At 61.5% G+C, this 19870-nt stretch carries 20 protein-coding genes; 10 read left to right on the top strand and 10 right to left on the bottom strand.

Annotated features, from left to right (window positions below):
- Positions 1-190: 190 nt before the first annotated feature.
- Positions 191-1684, bottom strand: a complete 1494-nt coding sequence (glpK, locus tag AX760_RS12550) for a glycerol kinase GlpK (RefSeq protein WP_071833217.1) — start codon at positions 1682-1684, stop codon at positions 191-193.
- Between the two features lie 232 nt (positions 1685-1916).
- Between glpK and xdhA the strand changes: the two genes are divergently transcribed.
- From xdhA to AX760_RS12595, 8 genes are all read left to right on the top strand, one after another.
- Positions 1917-3392, top strand: a complete 1476-nt coding sequence (xdhA, locus tag AX760_RS12555; protein ID WP_071833218.1) for a xanthine dehydrogenase small subunit — start codon at positions 1917-1919, stop codon at positions 3390-3392.
- A complete protein-coding gene (xdhB, locus tag AX760_RS12560) occupies positions 3392-5734 on the top strand; it encodes a xanthine dehydrogenase molybdopterin binding subunit (RefSeq protein WP_071833219.1) in 2343 nt (780 codons plus the stop codon). The genes xdhA and xdhB overlap by 1 nt, the downstream gene beginning before the upstream one ends.
- Before the next feature lie 7 nt (positions 5735-5741).
- Positions 5742-6566, top strand: coding sequence for a xanthine dehydrogenase accessory protein XdhC (xdhC, locus tag AX760_RS12565; RefSeq protein ID WP_071833220.1), 825 nt, complete (start codon positions 5742-5744; stop codon positions 6564-6566).
- A 282-nt stretch (positions 6567-6848) separates the two neighbouring features.
- Positions 6849-7745, top strand: coding sequence for a LysR substrate-binding domain-containing protein (locus AX760_RS12575; protein WP_245295007.1), 897 nt, complete (start codon positions 6849-6851; stop codon positions 7743-7745).
- 127 nt (positions 7746-7872) lie between these two features.
- The gene (locus tag AX760_RS12580) at positions 7873-9111 is read left to right on the top strand and encodes a urate hydroxylase PuuD (RefSeq protein ID WP_071833222.1); all 1239 of its coding nucleotides are present in this window, start codon (positions 7873-7875) and stop codon (positions 9109-9111) included.
- Positions 9108-10424 (top strand): guanine deaminase, encoded by a 1317-nt coding sequence (guaD, locus tag AX760_RS12585; RefSeq protein ID WP_071833223.1) that lies wholly within the window; start codon positions 9108-9110, stop codon positions 10422-10424. Before AX760_RS12580 ends, guaD begins: the two co-directional genes overlap by 4 nt.
- Positions 10425-10592: 168 nt before the next feature.
- Positions 10593-11126, top strand: coding sequence for a DUF992 domain-containing protein (locus AX760_RS12590; protein WP_071833224.1), 534 nt, complete (start codon positions 10593-10595; stop codon positions 11124-11126).
- Positions 11127-11289: 163 nt separating this feature from the next.
- Complete coding sequence (locus tag AX760_RS12595) at positions 11290-12426, top strand: alpha-hydroxy acid oxidase (protein ID WP_071833225.1); 1137 nt, start codon at positions 11290-11292, stop codon at positions 12424-12426.
- Here the strand turns inward: AX760_RS12595 and AX760_RS12600 are convergent, their stop codons facing one another.
- From AX760_RS12600 to AX760_RS12635, 8 genes are all read right to left on the bottom strand, one after another.
- A complete protein-coding gene (locus AX760_RS12600; RefSeq protein ID WP_071833226.1) occupies positions 12427-12693 on the bottom strand; it encodes a Txe/YoeB family addiction module toxin in 267 nt (88 codons plus the stop codon).
- A gap of 6 nt (positions 12694-12699) precedes the next feature.
- On the bottom strand, positions 12700-12957 hold the full coding sequence (locus AX760_RS12605) for a type II toxin-antitoxin system Phd/YefM family antitoxin (protein ID WP_071833227.1): 258 nt from the start codon (positions 12955-12957) through the stop codon (positions 12700-12702).
- A gap of 71 nt (positions 12958-13028) precedes the next feature.
- Positions 13029-13385 (bottom strand): hydroxyisourate hydrolase, encoded by a 357-nt coding sequence (uraH, locus tag AX760_RS12610; RefSeq protein WP_071833228.1) that lies wholly within the window; start codon positions 13383-13385, stop codon positions 13029-13031.
- Positions 13382-13891, bottom strand: coding sequence for an ureidoglycolate lyase (locus AX760_RS12615; RefSeq protein WP_071833229.1), 510 nt, complete (start codon positions 13889-13891; stop codon positions 13382-13384). Before AX760_RS12615 ends, uraH begins: the two co-directional genes overlap by 4 nt.
- Before the next feature lie 4 nt (positions 13892-13895).
- Positions 13896-14936, bottom strand: coding sequence for an allantoicase (gene alc, locus AX760_RS12620; RefSeq protein ID WP_071833230.1), 1041 nt, complete (start codon positions 14934-14936; stop codon positions 13896-13898).
- Positions 14929-15429, bottom strand: coding sequence for a 2-oxo-4-hydroxy-4-carboxy-5-ureidoimidazoline decarboxylase (gene uraD / locus AX760_RS12625; protein WP_071833312.1), 501 nt, complete (start codon positions 15427-15429; stop codon positions 14929-14931). The genes alc and uraD overlap by 8 nt, the downstream gene beginning before the upstream one ends.
- Positions 15430-15431: 2 nt before the next feature.
- A complete protein-coding gene (puuE, locus tag AX760_RS12630; RefSeq protein ID WP_071833313.1) occupies positions 15432-16361 on the bottom strand; it encodes an allantoinase PuuE in 930 nt (309 codons plus the stop codon).
- 145 nt (positions 16362-16506) lie between these two features.
- Entirely contained in the window at positions 16507-17316 is an 810-nt protein-coding gene (locus AX760_RS12635) for a DUF1045 domain-containing protein (protein WP_071833231.1), read from the bottom strand.
- A gap of 162 nt (positions 17317-17478) precedes the next feature.
- Here AX760_RS12635 and AX760_RS12640 point away from each other — a divergent pair, with 162 nt between their 5' ends.
- Entirely contained in the window at positions 17479-17868 is a 390-nt protein-coding gene (locus tag AX760_RS12640) for a PRC-barrel domain-containing protein (RefSeq protein ID WP_071833314.1), read from the top strand.
- A 27-nt stretch (positions 17869-17895) separates the two neighbouring features.
- On the opposite strand, the gene AX760_RS12645 is transcribed toward AX760_RS12640, so the two are convergent.
- Positions 17896-19068 (bottom strand): NAD(P)/FAD-dependent oxidoreductase, encoded by a 1173-nt coding sequence (locus AX760_RS12645; RefSeq protein WP_071833232.1) that lies wholly within the window; start codon positions 19066-19068, stop codon positions 17896-17898.
- A 39-nt stretch (positions 19069-19107) separates the two neighbouring features.
- On the opposite strand from AX760_RS12645, the gene mnmC2 reads away from it, so the two are divergent.
- The gene (gene mnmC2 / locus AX760_RS12650; protein ID WP_083531173.1) at positions 19108-19863 is read left to right on the top strand and encodes a tRNA (5-methylaminomethyl-2-thiouridine)(34)-methyltransferase MnmC2; all 756 of its coding nucleotides are present in this window, start codon (positions 19108-19110) and stop codon (positions 19861-19863) included.
- Positions 19864-19870: the final 7 nt, after the last annotated feature.

The following is a 19870-nucleotide window of genomic DNA, read 5'->3' on the forward strand; positions in this document are numbered from 1 at the left end:
GGAGCACCGTGGCGGCGATGATGGCATTCGCTCCGGCCGCTTATCTGGAACATGCAATCCAGCACAAACAAGAGCCACCGCATTGTCAAACACCAGAATGCGATCTCCAAAAATCCTCGGGATGCAGTCCATTTTCCAAGTTTTAACGCGCGCAGCCTGTAAGGGATCACGACGTCTCAATGACAGACCCTCACACCTCGCTCAGCGTCCGCTTCACCGCATTGCGCCAGCCCTTCAGCTTTGCAGCCCGCGTCTTGTCATCCATGGACGGTTCGAAACGGCGGTCGCGGGCCCAGGAGGCGGCAAAGCCTTCTCGGTCCGGCCAGACACCGGCGCGGCTGCCGGCAAGCCAGGCAACACCGAGCGCCGTGGTCTCCAGAATGGTCGGACGATCGACAGGTGCGTCGAGCAGGTCGGAAAGCCGCTGCATCGTCCAGTCGGACGCCACCATGCCGCCATCGACACGCAGGACCGTCTCCCGGTCGTCGCTCTTCCAGTCCTTGTGCATGGCATCGAGCAGGTCGCGCGTCTGGTAACAGACGGCCTCCAGTGCGGCGCGGGCAAATTCGGCGGGGCCTGTGTTACGGGTCATGCCGAAAATCGCGCCGCGCGCGTCCGGATCCCAGTGCGGCGCACCCAGTCCGGTGAAGGCGGGAACGAGATAGATCTCCTGCGCCGGGTCGGCACTTTCAGCCAGCGCACCGGTATCCGCAGCCGACTTGATGACCTTCAGCCCGTCGCGCAGCCATTGCACAGCGGCCCCCGCAATGAAGATCGAGCCTTCGAGCGCATAGGTCGTCTCGCCGTTCAGTCGGTAGGCAATCGTCGTCAGCAAGCGGTTTTTCGAGCGGACGATATCCTTGCCGGTGTTGAGCAGCGCGAAACATCCGGTTCCATAGGTGGATTTCAGCATGCCCGGCGAAAAACACGCCTGGCCGATGGTTGCCGCCTGCTGGTCGCCGGCAACGCCGAGGATCGGAATTTCAGCACCGAACAGCGCCTTGTCGGTGACGCCGAAATCCGCGGCACAATCCTTGACCTCCGGCAGCATCGCCTCCGGCACGCGCAGGATATCGAGCAGTTCCCGATCCCAGTCGTTTTCGACGATGTTGTACATCAGCGTGCGCGAGGCGTTGGTGGCGTCGGTGGCAAAGCTTTTGCCGCCGGTCAGCCGCCAGATCAGGAAGGTGTCGATCGTGCCGAAGCAGAGTTCGCCCCTCGCGCCCCTGGTGCGTGCGCCCTTCACATTGGCGAGCATCCACGACAGCTTCGTGCCGGAAAAATACGGGTCGAGCAGAAGTCCGGTCTTCTTGGTAAAGGTCTTTTCAAGCCCCTGCCGTTTCAGCTTGTCGCAATAGGAGGCGGTGCGGCGATCCTGCCAGACGATGGCATTGTGGATCGGTTTGCCGCTCTCGCGCTCCCAGACGACGACGGTCTCGCGCTGGTTGGTAATGCCGATCGCCGAAATGTCGGATGCGGTGATGCCGGCCTTGCGGATCGCCTCGTTTACGGTCCAGACGACCGTCTCCCAGATCTCCTCCGGATCATGCTCGACCCAGCCGGATTTAGGGAAATGCTGCTTGAACTCCTTCTGTCCGGAGCCGACGACCGCCTGCTTGCCGTCGAAGACGATGGCCCGGGTCGATGTCGTGCCCTGATCGATCGCAAGAACATACTGAGCCATGCACCCCTCCCCCTTAAATCTCTTTTTGAATGTCCCGGCCGCTTCTCCCAAAGACGGCGCAATCATTCAAAAACTTCAATACGATGCAAAAACGAATGTCAAACGAAAACAAAACGCAAAAAGGCCTGTTCGGCCCGCGCGACGATCCTGCGACGGAGCCGACAAAAACACAATTGTCAGCCGAACGCTTTTGCGCGTAGTTTGAATGCACCGCATCATAAGAAGAGACCGCATGACACAGCACACCGGCAGCATTCGCTTCATTCTGAACGAAACGGATGTCGTGCTTTCCGATCTCGCGCCGACAGCAACGCTGCTGGATTACCTGCGGCTCGAACGCCGCCTGACCGGAACCAAGGAAGGCTGTGCCGAGGGCGACTGCGGTGCCTGCACGGTTCTTGTGGGGCGCCTGGTCCAGGGTGAACTGGTCTATGAGAGCGTCAATGCCTGTATCCGCTTTACCGGATCGCTCAACGCCACCCATGTCGTCACCGTCGAACATCTGGCCGCAAAGGACGGGACGCTGCATCCGGTGCAGCAGGCCATGGTCGATTATCACGGCTCGCAGTGCGGATTCTGCACGCCGGGTTTTGTCATGTCGCTCTACGGCCTCTGGCTATCCAGCGACAGGCCATCACGCGCCGACATCGAAAAGGCGCTGCAGGGAAATCTCTGTCGTTGCACGGGCTACGAGCCGATCGTCAGGGCAGCGGAAGCCGTGGCGGCGGCGCGGCCCAGCGCCGTCTTCGATCCGATCCTCAAGGTCCGGGCTTCGATCACCACGCGCCTGCAGCACCTGAAGACGACGCAGACCATCACCATCGCATCCGGAGAAGACCGGCTGATCGTTCCCGGCACGGTGACGGCACTGGCCGACATCCTTGCCGACCACCCGACAGCCACTGTTGTTGCCGGCTCCACCGATGTCGGGCTCTGGGTCACCAAGCAGTTTCGCCGCATCAACCCTGTTGTCTTCATCAACGGCCTCGATGCACTGCAGACAATCGAGGAGACCGCTGACGGCCTGACCATCGGCGCAGGCGTCAGCTATTCCATGGCCTTTTCGAAGATTGCTGCCGCCTATCCCGTGTTTGGCGCCCTGATTGACCGCATCGGCGGCGCGCAGGTGCGCAACATGGGCACGCTTGGCGGCAATGTCGCCAATGGCTCGCCGATCGGCGACACACCGCCACCTTTGATCGCGCTCGATGCCACGGTCACGCTGCGCTCGAAGGCCGGCGCACGCACGCTGCCGCTCGAAGCCTTCTACATCGAATATGGCAGGCAGGATCGGCAGCCCGGAGAATTCGTCGAAAGCCTGTTCGTCCCGCAGATGCCGCAGAGCGAGCGGTTTGCTGTCTACAAGATTTCCAAACGCCGCGACGAGGATATTTCGGCACTGTGCGGCGCCTTCCGGATCGCGCTCGATGACAGCAACCGCGTGACGTCTGCCCGCATCGCCTTTGGCGGCATGGCTGGCACGCCGAAGCGCGCCGCAAATGTCGAAGCCGCTCTCATCGGCAGGCAGTGGAACGAAACGACGATCACAGAAGCCCAGGCCGCCTTCGATGCCGACTACCAGCCGCTCAGCGACTGGCGCGCCACCGCGGAATACCGGCAATTGACGGCACGGAACCTCATGATGCGGTTCTACCTGGAAACCTCAGGCGAGACCGTGCAACTGCACCGGTTCGAGGGAGTGGCATAATGGACAACACCCCCTTCGACGACCGCAAGACCATCGCCGGTCCGATGCACGCAACCTTGCGACACGACAGCGCGCACAAGCATGTCGCAGGATCCGCCGACTATATCGACGACATGCCGGAGCCGGCGGGAACGCTGCATGGGGCGCTCGGCCTGACCGATCGGGCCCATGCCGAGATCCTCGCGATGGACCTGTCCGAGGTCGAGGCAACGCCCGGCGTCATCTGCGTTCTGACGGCCCGGGACATGCCCCATTCCAACGATATCAGCCCCAGCCATCTCGACGACGAGCCGGTGCTCGCCGATGGTCTCGTGCAGTTCCATGGCCAGCCGGCCTTTGCCGTCATTGCCGAGACGCGCGACATTGCGCGCCGCGCGGCACGGCTGGCAAAGATCACCTATCGCGACCGGCCGCACCACACCGACATCACCGATGCCCTGGCAAACGGCGCCGCTGTTGTCACCAAGCCGCTGACATTGCAGCGCGGCGACGCGGATGCCGAACTGGAGCTTGCCCCGCGGCGGCTGAAAGGCCGGATGCGGATCGGCGGGCAGGAGCATTTCTATCTCGAAAGCCACATTGCCTTTGCCATTCCGGGCGAAGACGACGAGGTCACTGTCTGGTCCTCCACACAGCATCCAAGCGAGGTCCAGCACATGGTCGGCCATGTGCTCGGCGTGCCCTCCAACGCAGTCACCGTCAATGTGCGCCGCATGGGCGGCGGCTTCGGCGGCAAGGAAACGCAGGGCAACCAGTTTGCCGTGCTGGCGGCCGTCGCCGCCAAGAAACTCAACCGCGCCGTCAAGTTCCGCCCGGACCGCGACGAGGACATGACCGCGACCGGCAAGCGCCACGATTTCCTGGTCGACTACGATGTCGGCTTCGACGATGAAGGCCGCATCCATGCGGTGAAAGCCAACTACGCGGCGCGTTGCGGCTATTCCTCGGACCTTTCAGGTCCGGTCACCGACCGGGCGCTGTTCCACGCCGACAGCTCCTATTTCTATCCGCATGTGACGCTAACCTCGCAGCCGTTAAAAACGCACACCGTCTCCAACACCGCCTATCGCGGGTTTGGCGGGCCGCAGGGCATGCTCGGCGGCGAGCGCATGATCGAGGAGATCGCCTATGCGGTCGGCAAGGATCCGCTCGAAGTCCGCAAGCTGAATTTCTATGGCGAGACCGGCTCCGGCCGTGACGTCACGCCCTATCACCAGACGGTCGAAGACAACATCATCCGCCGCATCGTTGCGGAACTGGAGGCGAGCAGCGATTACCAGGCACGTCGCGCAGCGATCGTTGACGACAACAGGACAAGCCGCATCATCCGCAAGGGCATCGCGCTGACACCGGTCAAGTTCGGAATTTCCTTCACCATGACCGCCTTCAACCAGGCGGGCGCGCTTGTCCATGTCTACCAGGATGGCTCGATCCACCTGAACCATGGCGGCACCGAAATGGGCCAGGGGCTCTATACCAAGGTGGCGCAGGTTCTGGCCGACAGTTTCCAGGTCGATATCGACCGCGTGAAGATCACCGCGACAACAACCGGCAAGGTGCCGAACACGTCCGCCACCGCCGCCTCATCCGGGACAGACCTCAACGGCATGGCGACCTTTGACGCAGCCCGACAGATCAAGGAACGCCTCGTTGCCTTTGCCGCCGAGCGCTGGCAGACGACGCCGGACAAGATCAGCTTCGTCGCCAACCATGTGAAGATTGGCGAGGCGCTGGTGCCGTTCCCCGATTTTGTCAAACAGGCCTATTTCGCCAGGGTTCAGCTCTCGGCCGCCGGCTTCTACAAGACGCCGAAAATCCACTGGGACCGCAACACCGGCCGCGGCACGCCGTTCTACTACTACGCCTATGGCGCCTCGGTCTCGGAGGTCTCCATCGATACGCTGACCGGCGAATATATGGTCGATCGGGTCGACGTGCTGCACGATGTCGGCAAATCGCTCAATCCGGCGATCGACATAGGCCAGATCGAAGGCGGCTTTGTGCAGGGCATGGGCTGGCTGACGACGGAGGAATTGTGGTGGGACGCCAAGGGCCGGCTGCGCACCCACGCGCCGTCGACCTACAAGATCCCGCTGGCTTCCGACCGGCCGAAAATCTTCAACGTCAAGCTGGCCGAATGGGCGGAGAATGCGGAAAAGACCGTCGGCCGCTCCAAGGCCGTCGGCGAGCCCCCCTTCATGCTGCCGATCTCGGTGCTGGAAGCGCTGTCCATGGCCGTCGCCAGCGTGGCCGACTACCGCGAATGCCCAAGGCTCGATGCGCCGGCAACACCGGAACGGGTGCTCATGGCGGTCGAGCGCCTGCGCGCTGGGAAAGTCTGAGACGCGCATGAACTTTGCAGTCGATAGTCTTGGAGCCTTTCTGGAGCGCGAATACCGGCTGGTGATCGTCGAGATCGTCGAGGCTTTGGGCTCGACGCCGCGCGAAACCGGTGCGTTCATGCTGGTCTCCGCGACAGATACCCATGGCACCATCGGCGGCGGCCAGATGGAGTTTCTGGCGATCGACAACGCCCGCGCGCTGCTCGCCGGTATCACCGATCGATACGAAATGGATATTCCGCTGGGGCCGGACATCGGCCAGTGCTGCGGTGGACGTGTCCTCTTGCGGTTCACGATCGCCGACGATGCGGCCCGGGCATCTCTGGTGAGGCGCCTGCGGGAAAGACTTGCCGCCCTGCCCGAAGTCTGGCTGTTTGGCGCTGGCCATGTCGGTCGTGCGCTCGCCGACGCCCTGTTGCTGTTGCCGCTGAAAATATACGCCGTCGAAACGCGCAAGAGCGAACTCGACCTGATGGCATCAGGGGCCAGCCACCGTCTTGTCGCCATGCCGGAATCAGTCGTGGGCCATGCCGCGCCCGGTTCTGCCGTCATCATCCTCACCCATGATCATGCACTGGATTTCCTGATCGCGAGGCAAGCGCTGGCGCGAGAGGACCTCGCCTATGTCGGCATGATCGGCTCGAAGACCAAGCGTGCGACCTTCGCAAGCTGGGCACGACGGGAAGGCCTGCAGGACGACAAGATCGATCGCCTGATCTTGCCCATCGGCGGAAAGACCGTTGCAGACAAGCGGCCAGCGGTCATCGCCGCACTGGCGGCTGCCGAAATCCTCACAGCGCTTGCCGCCTATCGGGTGACGTCCGGATCGTGACGCGGATCGCGTCCATCGAGGAACCCCAGATCCCGTTTCATATAATCCGACATCACCTCGAGATCGAGCTTCGTCTCCGCTGATCTGTGAAACCGCCTGGCGGCGTGAAGCAGCGCGTGCAGGCGTCGCTTGAACCGGCAAAACGCGGACGGGCGGCTGATATCAACGATTTGGCAGTCCATGAAGCACCTGATAATTCTGATCAACAGGATTGCAGGATGCAGTGAATAATGTTGAAATTCCAATCGAACGACGATCGCAATGCATCAAGAGTACTTATCCATGAAGATGTCGAGGCAGATGCCGCTCAATGCCCTGCGCGTCTTCGAGGCGGCAGCGCGCCTTGGCAGTTTTACCAAGGCCGGCGACGAACTTGGCATGACGCAGACGGCTGTCAGCTACCAGATCAAGCTGCTGGAGGAGCATGTCGGGGAACCCTTGTTCCTGCGCCGGCCTCGTCTGGTGACACTGACGCAGGCCGGCGAACAACTGGCCCCGAAGATCGCGCAGGGGTTCGGCATTCTGGAGGAAGCCATGGCATCCTTACGCAGCAATGCCGGGCAATTGCTGCACATTGATTCGACGGCAACCTTTGCCCAGCAATGGCTGACCCGCACTCTGGGCAGTTTCCAGCTCAAACACCCCAATATTGCCGTGCGCCTGACAACGTCGCCGCTGATTATCGATTTCGTCAGCACCCGCGCCGATGTCGCCATTCGTTTCGGCACCGGCGGCTGGGCCGGACTGCGTGCGCACCGCATCATGCGGCTGGATTTCACCCCGATGCTCAGCCCGAAACTTGCAGCCGCCGTTGGTGGCATAAACGAGCCGGCGGATCTTTTGAAACTGTCGATCATCAGCGCCGCGGATCCCTGGTGGAAACAATGGTTCACTGCTGCCGGCATCGAAAACCCCGGGCTGGAGCGTTTTCCGCCCAATGAACTCGGCACGCAGTCCTTCGACGCCGCCATGGCGATCGCCGGCCAAGGGGTCGCCATCGTCAATCCGAAGCATTTCCAGGACGAGATCGCCAGTGGGCAACTCTTTCAGCCCTTTCCCCTCACCTGCAATGACGGCCGCGATTACTGGCTGGTCTATCCGGAAGGGCGCCGCAACACGCCGAAGATCCGCGACTTCCGCAACTGGCTGCTCGAAGAACTCGCACCGCTCTGCGAATGAGCGCGGCTGCCGACGGTCGCCGTGTGGCCGTCCACCGCAATCATCCGATGGACAGATGCTTTTCGCCCTTCCCTCCTGCCCGAAATTTTCGCAATGTGGCAGTGCGGGAGAAGAAAAGGGGACGTGAATGTATGAATACGCCATAGCCTGGGAATGGCTTTCCTTTGCCGTCCGCTGGCTGCATGTGATCACCGCAATCGCATGGATCGGGTCGTCCTTCTATTTCATCGCCCTCGACCTCGGTCTGGTGAAACGCGACCACCTGCCGGTCGGCGCCTATGGCGAGGAATGGCAGGTGCATGGCGGCGGTTTCTACCACATCCAGAAATATCTGGTCGCCCCGGCCATGATGCCCGAGCATCTCACATGGTTCAAATGGGAGGCCTACACGACCTGGCTGTCGGGCTTTGCCCTTCTCTGTCTGGTCTATTACGGCGGCGCCGATCTCTTCCTCGTCGACCGGCATGTGCTGGATATCTCCTCGACCACGGCGGTCCTGATTTCGCTGGCATCGCTGGCCATCGGCTGGATCTTCTACGATCTGCTCTGCAAGTCGCCGCTTGGCAGGAACACCTGGGTGCTGATGGGCATTCTCTACGTGGCGCTGGTGGCCATGGCCTGGGGCTATACGCAGGTGTTTTCCGGTCGCGCCGCCTTCCTGCATCTGGGCGCGTTTACCGCGACGATCATGTCGGCCAACGTGTTTTTCATCATCATGCCGAACCAACGCGTCGTGGTTGCCGATCTGATCGCCGGCCGCACGCCCGATCCGAAATATGGGGTCATCGCCAAGCAGCGCTCGCTGCACAACAACTACCTGACGCTTCCCGTCATCTTCTTCATGCTGTCGAACCACTACCCGCTTGCCTTTGCCACCGCCTTCAACTGGATCATCGCCGCCCTCGTCTTCCTGATGGGCGTCACCATCCGCCACTGGTTCAACACCACCCATGCAAGAAAGGGCCGGCCGACCTGGACCTGGATCGTGACGCTCATCCTGTTCATCGTCATCATGTGGCTCTCGACAGTGCCGAAAGTGCTCACCGGCACCGACACGGCGCAGGTCGCGCCCGCCTTCGAGCGTTTTGCCGCCAACGCCCATTTTCCGGCAGTCACGGAGATGATCTCGACGCGCTGCTCGATGTGTCATGCGGCAGAGCCCGTCTATGAGGGCATCAATCGGGCACCGAAGGGCGTTATCCTGGAAAACGGGGCGGAGATCGCCGCCCATGCGCGCGAAATTTACATCCAGGCCGGCCGTAGCCATGCCATGCCGCCCGGCAATATCACCGAGATGACAGCGGAAGAACGCCAGCTTCTGGCCGTGTGGTTTGAGAGTGCCGCCGTGGAAAGCCAGACCCGATGACGACAACACTGATCCGCGGGCGCACGCTCAGTTTCCTGCGCAAGCCGGACACCCTCGATGACCACGCGGCCTATGCCTATGAGAACGACGGTGCGCTGCTCGTGACCGACGGTCTGATCATTGCCAGTGGTTCCTACGCGATGGTCAAACCGCAGGCCCCTGAAGGTGTGACCGAGATCGATCACCGGCCGCACCTGATCCTGCCCGGCCTGATCGACACACATCTGCACTTTCCCCAGATGCAGGTGATCGGCTCCTATGCCGCCAACCTGCTCGAATGGCTGAACACCTACACCTTTCCCGAGGAGTGCCGTTTCGTCGAAAGCGCCCATGCGGCACGCATCGCCATGCATTTCTTCGACGAGATGATCCGTCATGGCACGACCACGGCCGTTGCCTATTGTTCGGTTCACAAGGCGTCGGCCGATGCGTTTTTTGCCGAAGCCCTGCGCCGCGACATGCGCATGGTCGCCGGCAAGGTGATGATGGACCGCAACGCGCCACAGGGCCTGCTCGACACGCCGGAAACCGGTTATGACGAGACCCGGGCCGTGATCGAGGACTGGCACGGCAAGGGCCGCAACCACGTGGCCATCACGCCGCGCTTTGCAATCACCTCGACGCCGGAACAGATGCACGTGACGCAGACGCTGATCCGCGAGTTTCCGGACCTGCATGTTCAAACACATCTGTCGGAGAACCGCGACGAGATCGATTTCACCTGTTCGCTCTATCCGGACGCGACGGATTACACCGATGTCTATGCCCGCTACGGCATTCTCGGGCCAAAGACGCTGCTGGGGCACTGCATCCATTTGTCGGAACGGGAGATGGACGCGTTGAGCGAGACCGGATCGGTCGCCGTGCATTGCCCGACATCCAACCTTTTCCTAGGCTCCGGCCTGTTTCCGCTCAAACACCTTGCCCGCCGCGAAAGGCCGGTCCGCGTTTCCGTCGCAACCGACATTGGCGGCGGATCGAGCTACTCGATGCTGCGCACCATGGACGAGGCGTACAAGATCCAGCAATTGCAGGGCGAGCGGCTCAATCCGCTCGAGAGCTATCACATGATGACCAGAGGCAACGCGGAAGCCCTGTCGCTCGTCGATCGCATCGGCACGCTTGACCCCGGCTCCGATGCCGATTTCGTCGTTTTGAACATGGCGGCAACGCCGGCGATGGCGCTCAAGGCCGAAGTCGTCACTTCGCTTGCCGACGAACTTTTCCTGCTGCAGACCATGGGCGACGACCGGGCCATTGCCGAGACCTATGTGGCCGGCAAGCCTGTCAAATCGAGCCTTTCCAGCGCCTAGCTGTCAGGCAGCCGTCGTTGTGCACCGACATCCCGCTTCTTCAGCCTGGCTGCCTCTGAAATGTCCCAATGGACCTTTCTAGGTTTACGGGCGTTAACGATTGCCGCCATGCACGCGCCAATGAACCAGGCCCGGGCGGCAACGATTTTAAACTGAAGGAGAATTCTCATGAACCCTGTTCACGCTCTGGCGCTCGCTGCAGTCCTGCCGATGCTTGCCGGTGGCACCGCCGCCCAGGCCGCCGACCTTGCCGTCAACCAGGAGCCAGCCCCCTATCAGGAGGCCGATGTCAGCAATGGCATGAAGATCGGCTACCTCAATTGCGAGATCGGCGGCGGCGTCGGCTACGTGCTCGGATCGTCCAAGGAAATCGATTGCGTCTTCAAGTCGACTGTCGGCCGCGAGCGCACTGAAAACTACACCGGCGCGATCCGCAAGATGGGCGTCGATCTCGGCTTTACGACGCGCAGCCGTCTCGTCTGGGCCGTGTTCGCACCCACGGCAGGCTATCATCAGGGCTCGCTCGGCGGCGTCTATCAGGGCGCGACTGCAGAAGCCACGATCGGCGCAGGCATCGGCGCCAACGTCCTCGTCGGCGGCACGTCCGGCTCGATCCAGTTGCAGACGGTCAGCGTCACAGGACAGCTTGGCCTCAACATCGCAGCAACCGGGACATCCGTGACGCTCAACGCGATCAACTGATGCATCTTCCCCCTTCCGCTGCGGCGGAGGGAGGGACCTGTTACCGATCCGGCCTACCGCAGCCCAAGAGGTAAATTTATTTTACCTCTTGGGCTGCGGCCCCTTAACAAGTACGCGGCATCCATGGTATTGGCGGAGCAACACTCCGTTGAAAGCCCCCGCCATGGCCAAGCCTCTCGATATCCGCGAACTCAAAGCCCTTGCCAAGCGGCGGGTCCCGAAGATGTTCTTCGATTATGCCGATAGCGGCGCTTGGACCGAAGGCACCTATCGCGCCAACGAAACCGATTTCCACGACATCAAGCTGCGCCAGCGCGTCCTCGTCGATATGACCAGGCGGTCCCTGGCGACGACGATGATCGGCCAACCGGTCTCCATGCCCGTCGCGCTTGCGCCGACCGGCCTGACGGGCATGCAGCATGCCGACGGCGAAATGCTGGCAGCCCAGGCAGCAGAGGCCTTCGGGGTCCCCTTCACGCTGTCGACCATGAGCATCTGCTCGATCGAGGACGTCGCGTCGGTGACGACAAAGCCGTTCTGGTTCCAGCTTTACGTGATGCGCGACCGGGATTTCGTCAAAAACCTGATCGACCGGGCAAAGGCCGCCAAATGCTCGGCGCTGGTGCTGACGCTCGACCTGCAAATTCTCGGCCAGCGCCACAAGGATCTGCGCAACGGTCTCTCGGCACCGCCGAAGTTCACGCCGAAACACATCTGGCAGATGGCCACGCGACCGCTCTGGTGCCTGGAAATGCTGAAAACGCAGCGCCGCAGCTTCGGCAACATTGTCGGCCATGCCAAGAATGTCTCCGACCTCTCCTCGCTTTCCTCCTGGACGGCCGAACAGTTCGACCCGCAACTCTCTTGGGAAAACGTCGCCGAAATCAAGGAAATGTGGGGCGGCCCACTGATCCTCAAGGGCATTCTCGACGTCGAAGACGCGAAAATGGCCGCACGGACAGGGGCCGATGCGATCATCGTCTCCAACCATGGCGGCCGCCAGCTCGACGGCGCCCGCTCATCCATCAGCATGCTGCCACGGATCGTCGATGCCGTCGGCGACCAGATCGAAATCCATCTCGACGGTGGCATCCGCTCCGGCCAGGACGTCCTGAAGGCCATCGCCCTCGGCGCCAAGGGCACCTATATCGGCCGCCCGTTCCTCTATGGTCTCGGCGCCATGGGCAAGGACGGCGTAACGCTGGCATTGGAGATCATCCGTAAGGAACTCGACATCACCATGGCGCTCTGCGGCAAGCGCGATATCAGCGATATCGACAGGGATGTGATTTCGGATTGATCAGTGGTGGAAGCGGCATTGTGTCATCGTCACAGTCTGCCTCTCGCCTTCTCCCGAAACGACATAGATCAGGCGGTGCTCCTGTGTGATACGCCGTGACCAATAGCCTTTGAAATTCTGCAGAAGCGGCTCGGGCTTCCCAAGCCCCCCAAAGGGATGACGCATAAGGTCTTTGATCAATTCGTTGATACGGAGTTGAACTGCTTTGTCAGTCTGTTGCCAATAGAAGTAATCATCCCAGGCACTCTGGTGCCAGACCAGCAACACTGCGCGCTAGTTCTCAACAAGCGGATGATGAACCAGGTTTTTTCCCGCTTCAATATCTGCCATCGCCTCCATCAGACGTTTCGCGTTGGTCGGACTGGACATTAGTTGAAGCGTCTCCAGCTTGCCCTTGTATTCCCGCTTGTCGATAAGAATCGACGACGCCTTATCCCGGCGCACAATTTCGATCGGCACGCGGTCCTGGCTCACCTCGTCCAAAAGGCCGGCCAGTTCATCCCTTGCTTTCGGAAACATGACAGTGCGCATACCAGGCTCCCTACGATCACACTTGTACGAAATGCCGTACAAGTATGATCGCCTGCAAGGACAGCGCGTGTTCAGCTCCCCCGATAGGTCGAGTAACTGAACGGCGAGAGCAGCAAGGGCACGTGGTAGTGGCTCGTCGGATCGGCGATGCCGAAACGCAGCGGGATCAGGTCGAGAAACGCAGGTTCCGGAAGAACTGCACCGGTCGCGCGCAAATAGTCGCCGGCGTGGAACAGCAGTTCATAGATGCCGGCCGCGAAGGCCTCGCCCTCCAGCATCGGGCCATCGACACGACCGTCGGAATTGGTGACAACGGAGCGGATCAACGTCCTCGTCTCCCCGTCGATCCGGAAAAGGTCGATCGCCAGCCCATTGGCAGGCTTGCCAAGCGCCGTGTCGAGAACATGCGTCGTCAGGCGTCCGCTCATAGATCCGTATCCCTTACCGGTTCCTCGATCAGGAACGGTTCCTCGTAGAAGAATTCTTCCAGATTATTGCCGGGACCATCGCGGTCGACAATCAGGAAATCACTGATGCCGTCCAGCGTCATCAACGGGTGATGCCAGACATTGCGGTGATAGTTGACGCCCTGCCGCGGCCCCGCCAGGAAAGCCATGGCCCGGCCCGGACGGCCGCCAGCATCCGGGGCAACCACCACCAGCCACGGCCGCCCGGACAGCGGCGTAAAACTCTGGCTGCCGAGCGGATGCCGCTCCATCATGTCGATGGCATAGGGGAAACGTCGTGGCTGGCCGCGGAAAATACTGAGGATCGGCCGCGCGCCCTCGCCCGCCACATCCACCGTCGCCAGCCCATGGAAACGCTCGGTCGTGCCGCCATTGATCAGCCGCATGCGGGCCGGATCCGCGTCAATGACCTCTCCGAACGGGCGGAACGCCTCGGCGGTCAACGAGCGGATCGGGAGAACGCGCATCCCGTCAGGCCTTCGTGCCGAACAGGCGCAGACGGCTGGTGCCGCCATCCGGATACATGGCATAGCGCACATGCGTCACCGGCCCGATCGCCTGAAGGACATCGCCGGCATAGTCATGGATATGATCCATCTGCAGCTTCTGGCGCGGCAGGATAGGCCTCCACGCTTCCGAACTGGCAATCTCAGCCTCGTTGAACGGTTCGGAGTGCCCCGGCAGGTTGGCACCGAGCAATTCGCAGCTGTCGGGAAAGTTGCCCTTGAAATGGGCGGTATCGACAACGACGCGGTGGATCAGGCCGGCATGGCCAAGCCGGATGATCGCCCAGTCATGGCCTGGCCCCCGGCGCCGTGCCGTCTCCCAGCCGTCGCCCATGTTGATGCCGCGACCCGGACCGAGCATCTGGTCGGGAACGCCGTAATGGGCATTCGACCAGGCGAGCGATTTCGCGCCATTGTAAATATAGGCAAGATCGACCTCCTGCGAGGCATCGACCTTGCTCCAGTCAAAATGGGCCGTTCCATATACGCGCAGACGTGCGATGCCGCCATCTGGATAGATGTGCAGGCGCAGATGCGTCCAGACCTTTTCGGAGGCAGCGCCCGATGTCTTGAAGAAATGATGGGCGGCAGCGCCGATGCCGGGACCAAGTGCAGACTTGGCGACGATTTCCGTCCACACCGTGGTATCGTCCGGATCGCCGCCATCAACGAAAGCGGCCTCTATGCTGCAATGGGGCGGGTAATTGCCGGTGAAATGGCTGGTATCGACATCGAAGCCATGGATCACACCGGGCATCGCAAGACGAACAATGCCGAAGTCATGACCGGGCACGCGCTTGCGCCGGCTTTCCCAGCCGTCCATCCACTTGCCGTTGTCATCATAGACGTCTGGCAGGAATTTTGCCGGCTCGTCCTGCAGCATCCGGTCGAGCGGTGCAAAGAAATCGTCCGTGACGGAGAGCCCCTTGGCGCCGAGGCGCGCAGAGGCAAGATTGACCGCCCCGATGGTAAAATCGGGCAGATCGGCGGACGGTGCATCAGACATTGTCTTCTCCTGGGAGCATGGATTGCAGGCGCAGGCGCGCGATTTTCTCGACCTGCGCCGTGGCCGTTTCGAATTCCTGATCGACGCTGTTGTCGATCCGCGTCTCGAAGGCGGCAAGGATATCGTCCTTCGTCAGGCCCTTGACGGCGATGATGAAGGGGAAGCCGAATTTTTCGACATAGGCCGTGTTGAGGGCGGTGAACCGGGCGTGTTCGTCAGCGCTCAGCCGATCGAGGCCGGCAGACGCCTGTTCGGCCTTCGAATCCTGCGTCAGCCCGCCGGCAATCGCCAGTTTTCCGGCAAGATCCGGATGGGCGCGCAGCACGCCGATCCGTTCCGCAGCACTTGCGGCGCGAAAGGTATCGCACATCACGGCATGAACGGACTGGGCAGTCAGCGGGATCTCGGCACCGGCATCAAACGCCCGTTCGGCTATGAAGGGCGAATGCTCAAAGACGCCGCCGAAGCGGGCGACGAAGTCGTCACGGTGCAAGGTCAAAGCCCACCCTCCGGTTTGTGATGGTCATGCCAGTGCCGGGCGATGTCGATGCGCTTGGGCACCCAGACCTTCTCGTGATCGAGCACATAGTCGATGAAGCGCGCAAGGGCTGCAATGCGCCCCGGGCGGCCGACAAGCCGGCAGTGCAACCCGATATTCATCATCTTCGGGCTGCCCTCCCTGCCTTCGGCATAGAGCACGTCGAACGTGTCTTTCAGATAGCTGAAGAACTGGTCGCCGGAATTGAAGCCTTGCGGCGTGGCAAAGCGCATATCGTTGGCATCGAGCGTATAGGGAATGATCAGGTGCGGCTTGTCCCGGGTCAGGCCGGGCACCCAATAGGGCAGATCGTCGGCATAGCTATCCGAGGAATAAACGAAACCGCCCTCCTCCAGCACCAGCTTCAGCGTGTTGCCGGACGGTTTGCCCTGGTACATGCCAAGCGGATGCGAACCCGTCAGCTCCGTGTGCAGGCGCACCGCCTCGAGGATATGCCTGCGCTCGTCTTCCTCGGAAAAATCCTTGTATTCCAGCCAGCGGTAACCGTGGCTGGCGATTTCCCAGCCGGCCTCCTTCATGGCGGCAACAGCCTCAGGATTGCGCGCCATGGCTAGCGTCACGCCATAGACGGTGACGTCGATCTTGCGGCTGGTCAGCAGGCGCCAGAGCCGCCAGAAGCCGGCGCGGGACCCATACTCATAGATCGATTCCATGTTGAGATTGCGCTGGCCGGGCCAGGATTGCGCGCCGACGATTTCCGACAGCAGTGATTCGGAGCCTTTGTCGCCATCCAGGATCGAGCTTTCGCCGCCTTCCTCGTAGTTCAGGACGAACTGCACCGCGATCCGCGCATCGCCCGGCCACCGCACCTGCGGAAGATTGCGGCCGTAACCGACAAGATCGCGCGGATAGGAACTGTCTGCCATCACATCACCCTTCGAATATGCCGGAACGGTAGCACCCGAAACCGGAAAGTCGAGATGAAAATGCGATGCCACCGATAGTTTCCAGCGGCGATTTGCAAGTGTTCTCCGGACGTTGCTCCACAGCGCAATCCTGTCGGATCCTCGACTACCAGCTGCGCTCCAGGCCACGCACCGCTGCGGCCGCCGTCTGTTCGCTGAAAACAAGGCCGGGATCGCCGACCGAAAACTGACCCGGCCGACCGGGCGCCAGGGATGGCCGACGCGCAGTGATCTTGCCAAGCGGATGCTGCGAATGCACGCGCAGCGGAGCACCCGGCTCCGGCTCGACGAACAGAGCGAGGCTGGCAATGCGCACCGGCTCGGTCATCAAAGCCGCGAAGACGTGTTTCAAAGCCGTCTCAAGCCGGCTGGATGCGGCTTTTGAAAGCGGCCCGGTCAGCGCCATATGAAACCGGAATTCGTCCATGACATAGGGATAACCCCAGCGATGCAGATTGGAAAACTGCGGCGCGGTCAGCCCGTCCGGGTCGCGGCGCTCGATTTCCGCCTCGCCAAGCGGCGCGCGAAATTCATCGAACAGTTGAACCACCTTGGCCGCCAGCAGTTGCATCGCCTCGCACGGAAGGACCGGCGCAATCCCAAAGAAATCGCCGAGCCGGGCAATCTCCATGCGCGGCATCTCGAACGGCGTGACGGTGCCGGCAAACTGCATCAGGGCCTTGAGCAGCCCGGCCTCGGTCCTGTCAGGATGGAGATGGAACGGCGACTTGATCGTCGCGTGGAAACCATAGCGGCGGGGAACGGCCGTATAGAAGGCCAGTTCCTGCGAACTCAGGCCGATGCCGGATGGGCGCTCCGTGACCTCGCCCGAATAGACGTTTCGACCGAGCCAACTCTCCGCTGCGATCGACAGCGGGTCGTGAATTGGCGGCGTGAAATAGATGGCGTAGCGCATGGGCCTGCTCCGGTCGGCTGATGGCCCAGTGACTAGGTGATTTGCGTGACAGAATGACGAATCGACAAGCGGTCTGTCGTCGTCCGATCGCCCCACAAACCATGGAACCATCCGCAGACTGCCCCGTTAACTCTTCGTATGAATGGAATGAAGGAGAAAACGATGACCTATCAGAGCGCAAACATCCAGGACGCCAACATCAAGGAAACCCATGACCTGATCGCTAGCGACAAGGTCGAAGGCACCAAGGTCTATGGCGCGGATGGCAAGCACATCGGCTCCATCGAGCGTGTCATCCTCGAAAAGCGCAGCGGTCGCGTGTCCTACGCGGTTCTCGGCTTTGGCGGCTTCCTCGGCATCGGCGAGGATCATTATCCCTTGCCCTGGGCCAAGCTAACCTATGACGAAAACCTCGGCGGCTACCAGACGGACCTGACCCGCGAGCAGGTGGAGAACGCGCCTAAATACGGTGGCAATGACGAATACGACTGGAACAAGGAAAATGGACGCCGGGTCTACGACTATTACGGCGTGCCGCCTTACTGGATGTAAGCATCCATCGATTGCGATCAGGCCCTGCTATCCCGTAGCAGGGCCTTTTCTGTTGGGCACGCCACCGGTTTTGAGCAGCGTAACATGTTCCCGGCACCGAAAGGATTCAGGCAGGTCGATGCTCTCCTGCCCGTTGATATCTGCGATAACCGAGGCGGCGAGCCTGTGCGCAAGGCCGAAACTCACTTTGAAGCCGCCGGTCAGCGTCAACAGCTTGTGGAAATCCGGATGCCGACCGACCATTGGCTCGCGCCCGATGGCTTTCGGCCGCAAACCGGCCCAGCGCTGAAGAACCTCGGCCTTTCGGAGCATCGGCACGACGCCGTAAGCCCGCTCCAACAGGTCGTCCAATTGCCTGTCGCAGGCCAGCGGATCGGCAAAGCTGATTTCACTGGTGCTGCCGACGGCAACGCGGCCGTCTTCATGGGGCACAAGATAGAGCCCGTCGGAGTAGATCACCGGCCATGAGGGATCGATGTCGGTCTTCAGCAGCGCGGCCTGCCCCTTGACGGCCGTGCCGCTTGCCGAAGGCGCTGCGGGGTGCAGCGCATCGATCAGCGGAAAGGACTGCACCCCAGCAGCCAGAATGCAGTGTCCGAAGTCAATTTTCTGACCACCCTGCAACTCTGCTTTTCCATCGGTCGGATCGAGACGGACAACCTCTGTCCCTTCCAATATCGTCACATGGGTAGAGCCGCGCAACACTGCGGTGAGCATGTCGAGCAGGGCTCGCGGCGCAACGCGGGCGGCCAGCGTATCGAACACCATGCCGTTTTCAGTGACGGCACGATCAGGCCAGCCGGGTGTGTCGGAGATATCGCTGAAATTCCAGAAAAACGGACGGTCATGGGATCGCCAGTGTTCGAGTGCCTCCTGCTGGTGGCGCAGCGCGATGGTCCGCAGATGCGGCTTGGCCAGCGGAATGATGCGACCGGAACGGCGATAGCCGGCCGACAGGCCGGTTTCCGCCTCGAGTTTGCGGATCTCGGCTTCAAGAGACACCAAGGCATCGAACTGGAACTGCTTTTTCTCGTTCCAGCGATCCGGCACATGCGGCATCAGCGCCCCGAGGATGCCGCCGCTGGCACCGGCGCCGATTGCCGAGCGTTCGACAAGCATTGTCTCGATGCCGGCGCGGTCCGCCATCACGGCCGCCCACAGTCCCATGATGCCGCCGCCGACGATCAACAGATCCGTCATCGATTGACCTTCTTTCCCGCGAGGATTATCCGACACGGCATGACAGCCAGAGAGACCGACAATCCGTCATTGCCCGCGCGCCCGACCGAACTGAGCCCGGTCCCGCAGCACCAGACGCTCGAATGGCACGAGGGCGATATGCCCTATTCGGCCGAATTTGGCGATCATTTTTATTGCCGCGAGGATGGCAGGCTGGAATGCCAGCACGTGTTTCTCGGCGGCAATGTTGTCATCGCTCGCTGGCAGGACAGCACCGATTTCACCATCGGCGAACTTGGTTTCGGCACCGGCCTGAATTTCTGCGAGACCTGGCGGCAATGGAAACGAGAGGGCCGTGACGGTCAGCGGCTGCATTTCATCTCCTTCGAGCGTTTTCCGATGCAGGCGACCGACATCGCCCGGGCGCTTTCACGCTGGCCGGAGATCAACGAGGAGCGCGCGGCGCTTTGCGCCTTGTGGCCAGAGCAACCAACGGCGGATGTCTGCCTTGATTTCGGCGACGGCGTGCAGTTGAGGGTGGTGATCGGGCCCGCAGACGCACGGCTTGGCTCGATGGCAGAAGTGTTTGACGCCTGGTATCTCGATGGCTTCTCGCCGGTGCGCAATCCAGACCTCTGGTCACAGGATCTCATGCAATCCGTCTTTGACAGGACCCGGCCGGGCGGTACATTCGCGACCTATGCAGCGGCCGGTTTCGTCCGGCGCAATCTGCAGGCCGCCGGTTTTGCCGTCGAACGGCGCAAAGGCTATGGCGCCAAAAGGGAAATGCTGTCCGGCACAAAACCGTCCGCCTGACGCTTCT

Source organism: Pararhizobium antarcticum (genome assembly GCF_001885585.1).
GTDB lineage: Bacteria > Pseudomonadota > Alphaproteobacteria > Rhizobiales > Rhizobiaceae > Pararhizobium > Pararhizobium antarcticum.

Coding starts and splice junctions, on each gene's coding strand:
- glpK (WP_071833217.1), bottom strand. CDS start 1,684: ATGGCTCAGTATGTTCTTGCGATCGATCAGGGCACGACATCGACCCGG.
- xdhA (WP_071833218.1), top strand. CDS start 1,917: ATGACACAGCACACCGGCAGCATTCGCTTCATTCTGAACGAAACGGAT.
- xdhB (WP_071833219.1), top strand. CDS start 3,392: ATGGACAACACCCCCTTCGACGACCGCAAGACCATCGCCGGTCCGATG.
- xdhC (WP_071833220.1), top strand. CDS start 5,742: ATGAACTTTGCAGTCGATAGTCTTGGAGCCTTTCTGGAGCGCGAATAC.
- AX760_RS12575 (WP_245295007.1), top strand. CDS start 6,849: ATGAAGATGTCGAGGCAGATGCCGCTCAATGCCCTGCGCGTCTTCGAG.
- AX760_RS12580 (WP_071833222.1), top strand. CDS start 7,873: ATGTATGAATACGCCATAGCCTGGGAATGGCTTTCCTTTGCCGTCCGC.
- guaD (WP_071833223.1), top strand. CDS start 9,108: ATGACGACAACACTGATCCGCGGGCGCACGCTCAGTTTCCTGCGCAAG.
- AX760_RS12590 (WP_071833224.1), top strand. CDS start 10,593: ATGAACCCTGTTCACGCTCTGGCGCTCGCTGCAGTCCTGCCGATGCTT.
- AX760_RS12595 (WP_071833225.1), top strand. CDS start 11,290: ATGGCCAAGCCTCTCGATATCCGCGAACTCAAAGCCCTTGCCAAGCGG.
- AX760_RS12605 (WP_071833227.1), bottom strand. CDS start 12,957: ATGCGCACTGTCATGTTTCCGAAAGCAAGGGATGAACTGGCCGGCCTT.
- uraH (WP_071833228.1), bottom strand. CDS start 13,385: ATGAGCGGACGCCTGACGACGCATGTTCTCGACACGGCGCTTGGCAAG.
- AX760_RS12615 (WP_071833229.1), bottom strand. CDS start 13,891: ATGCGCGTTCTCCCGATCCGCTCGTTGACCGCCGAGGCGTTCCGCCCG.
- alc (WP_071833230.1), bottom strand. CDS start 14,936: ATGTCTGATGCACCGTCCGCCGATCTGCCCGATTTTACCATCGGGGCG.
- puuE (WP_071833313.1), bottom strand. CDS start 16,361: ATGGCAGACAGTTCCTATCCGCGCGATCTTGTCGGTTACGGCCGCAAT.
- AX760_RS12635 (WP_071833231.1), bottom strand. CDS start 17,316: ATGCGCTACGCCATCTATTTCACGCCGCCAATTCACGACCCGCTGTCG.
- AX760_RS12640 (WP_071833314.1), top strand. CDS start 17,479: ATGACCTATCAGAGCGCAAACATCCAGGACGCCAACATCAAGGAAACC.
- AX760_RS12645 (WP_071833232.1), bottom strand. CDS start 19,068: ATGACGGATCTGTTGATCGTCGGCGGCGGCATCATGGGACTGTGGGCG.
- mnmC2 (WP_083531173.1), top strand. CDS start 19,108: ATGACAGCCAGAGAGACCGACAATCCGTCATTGCCCGCGCGCCCGACC.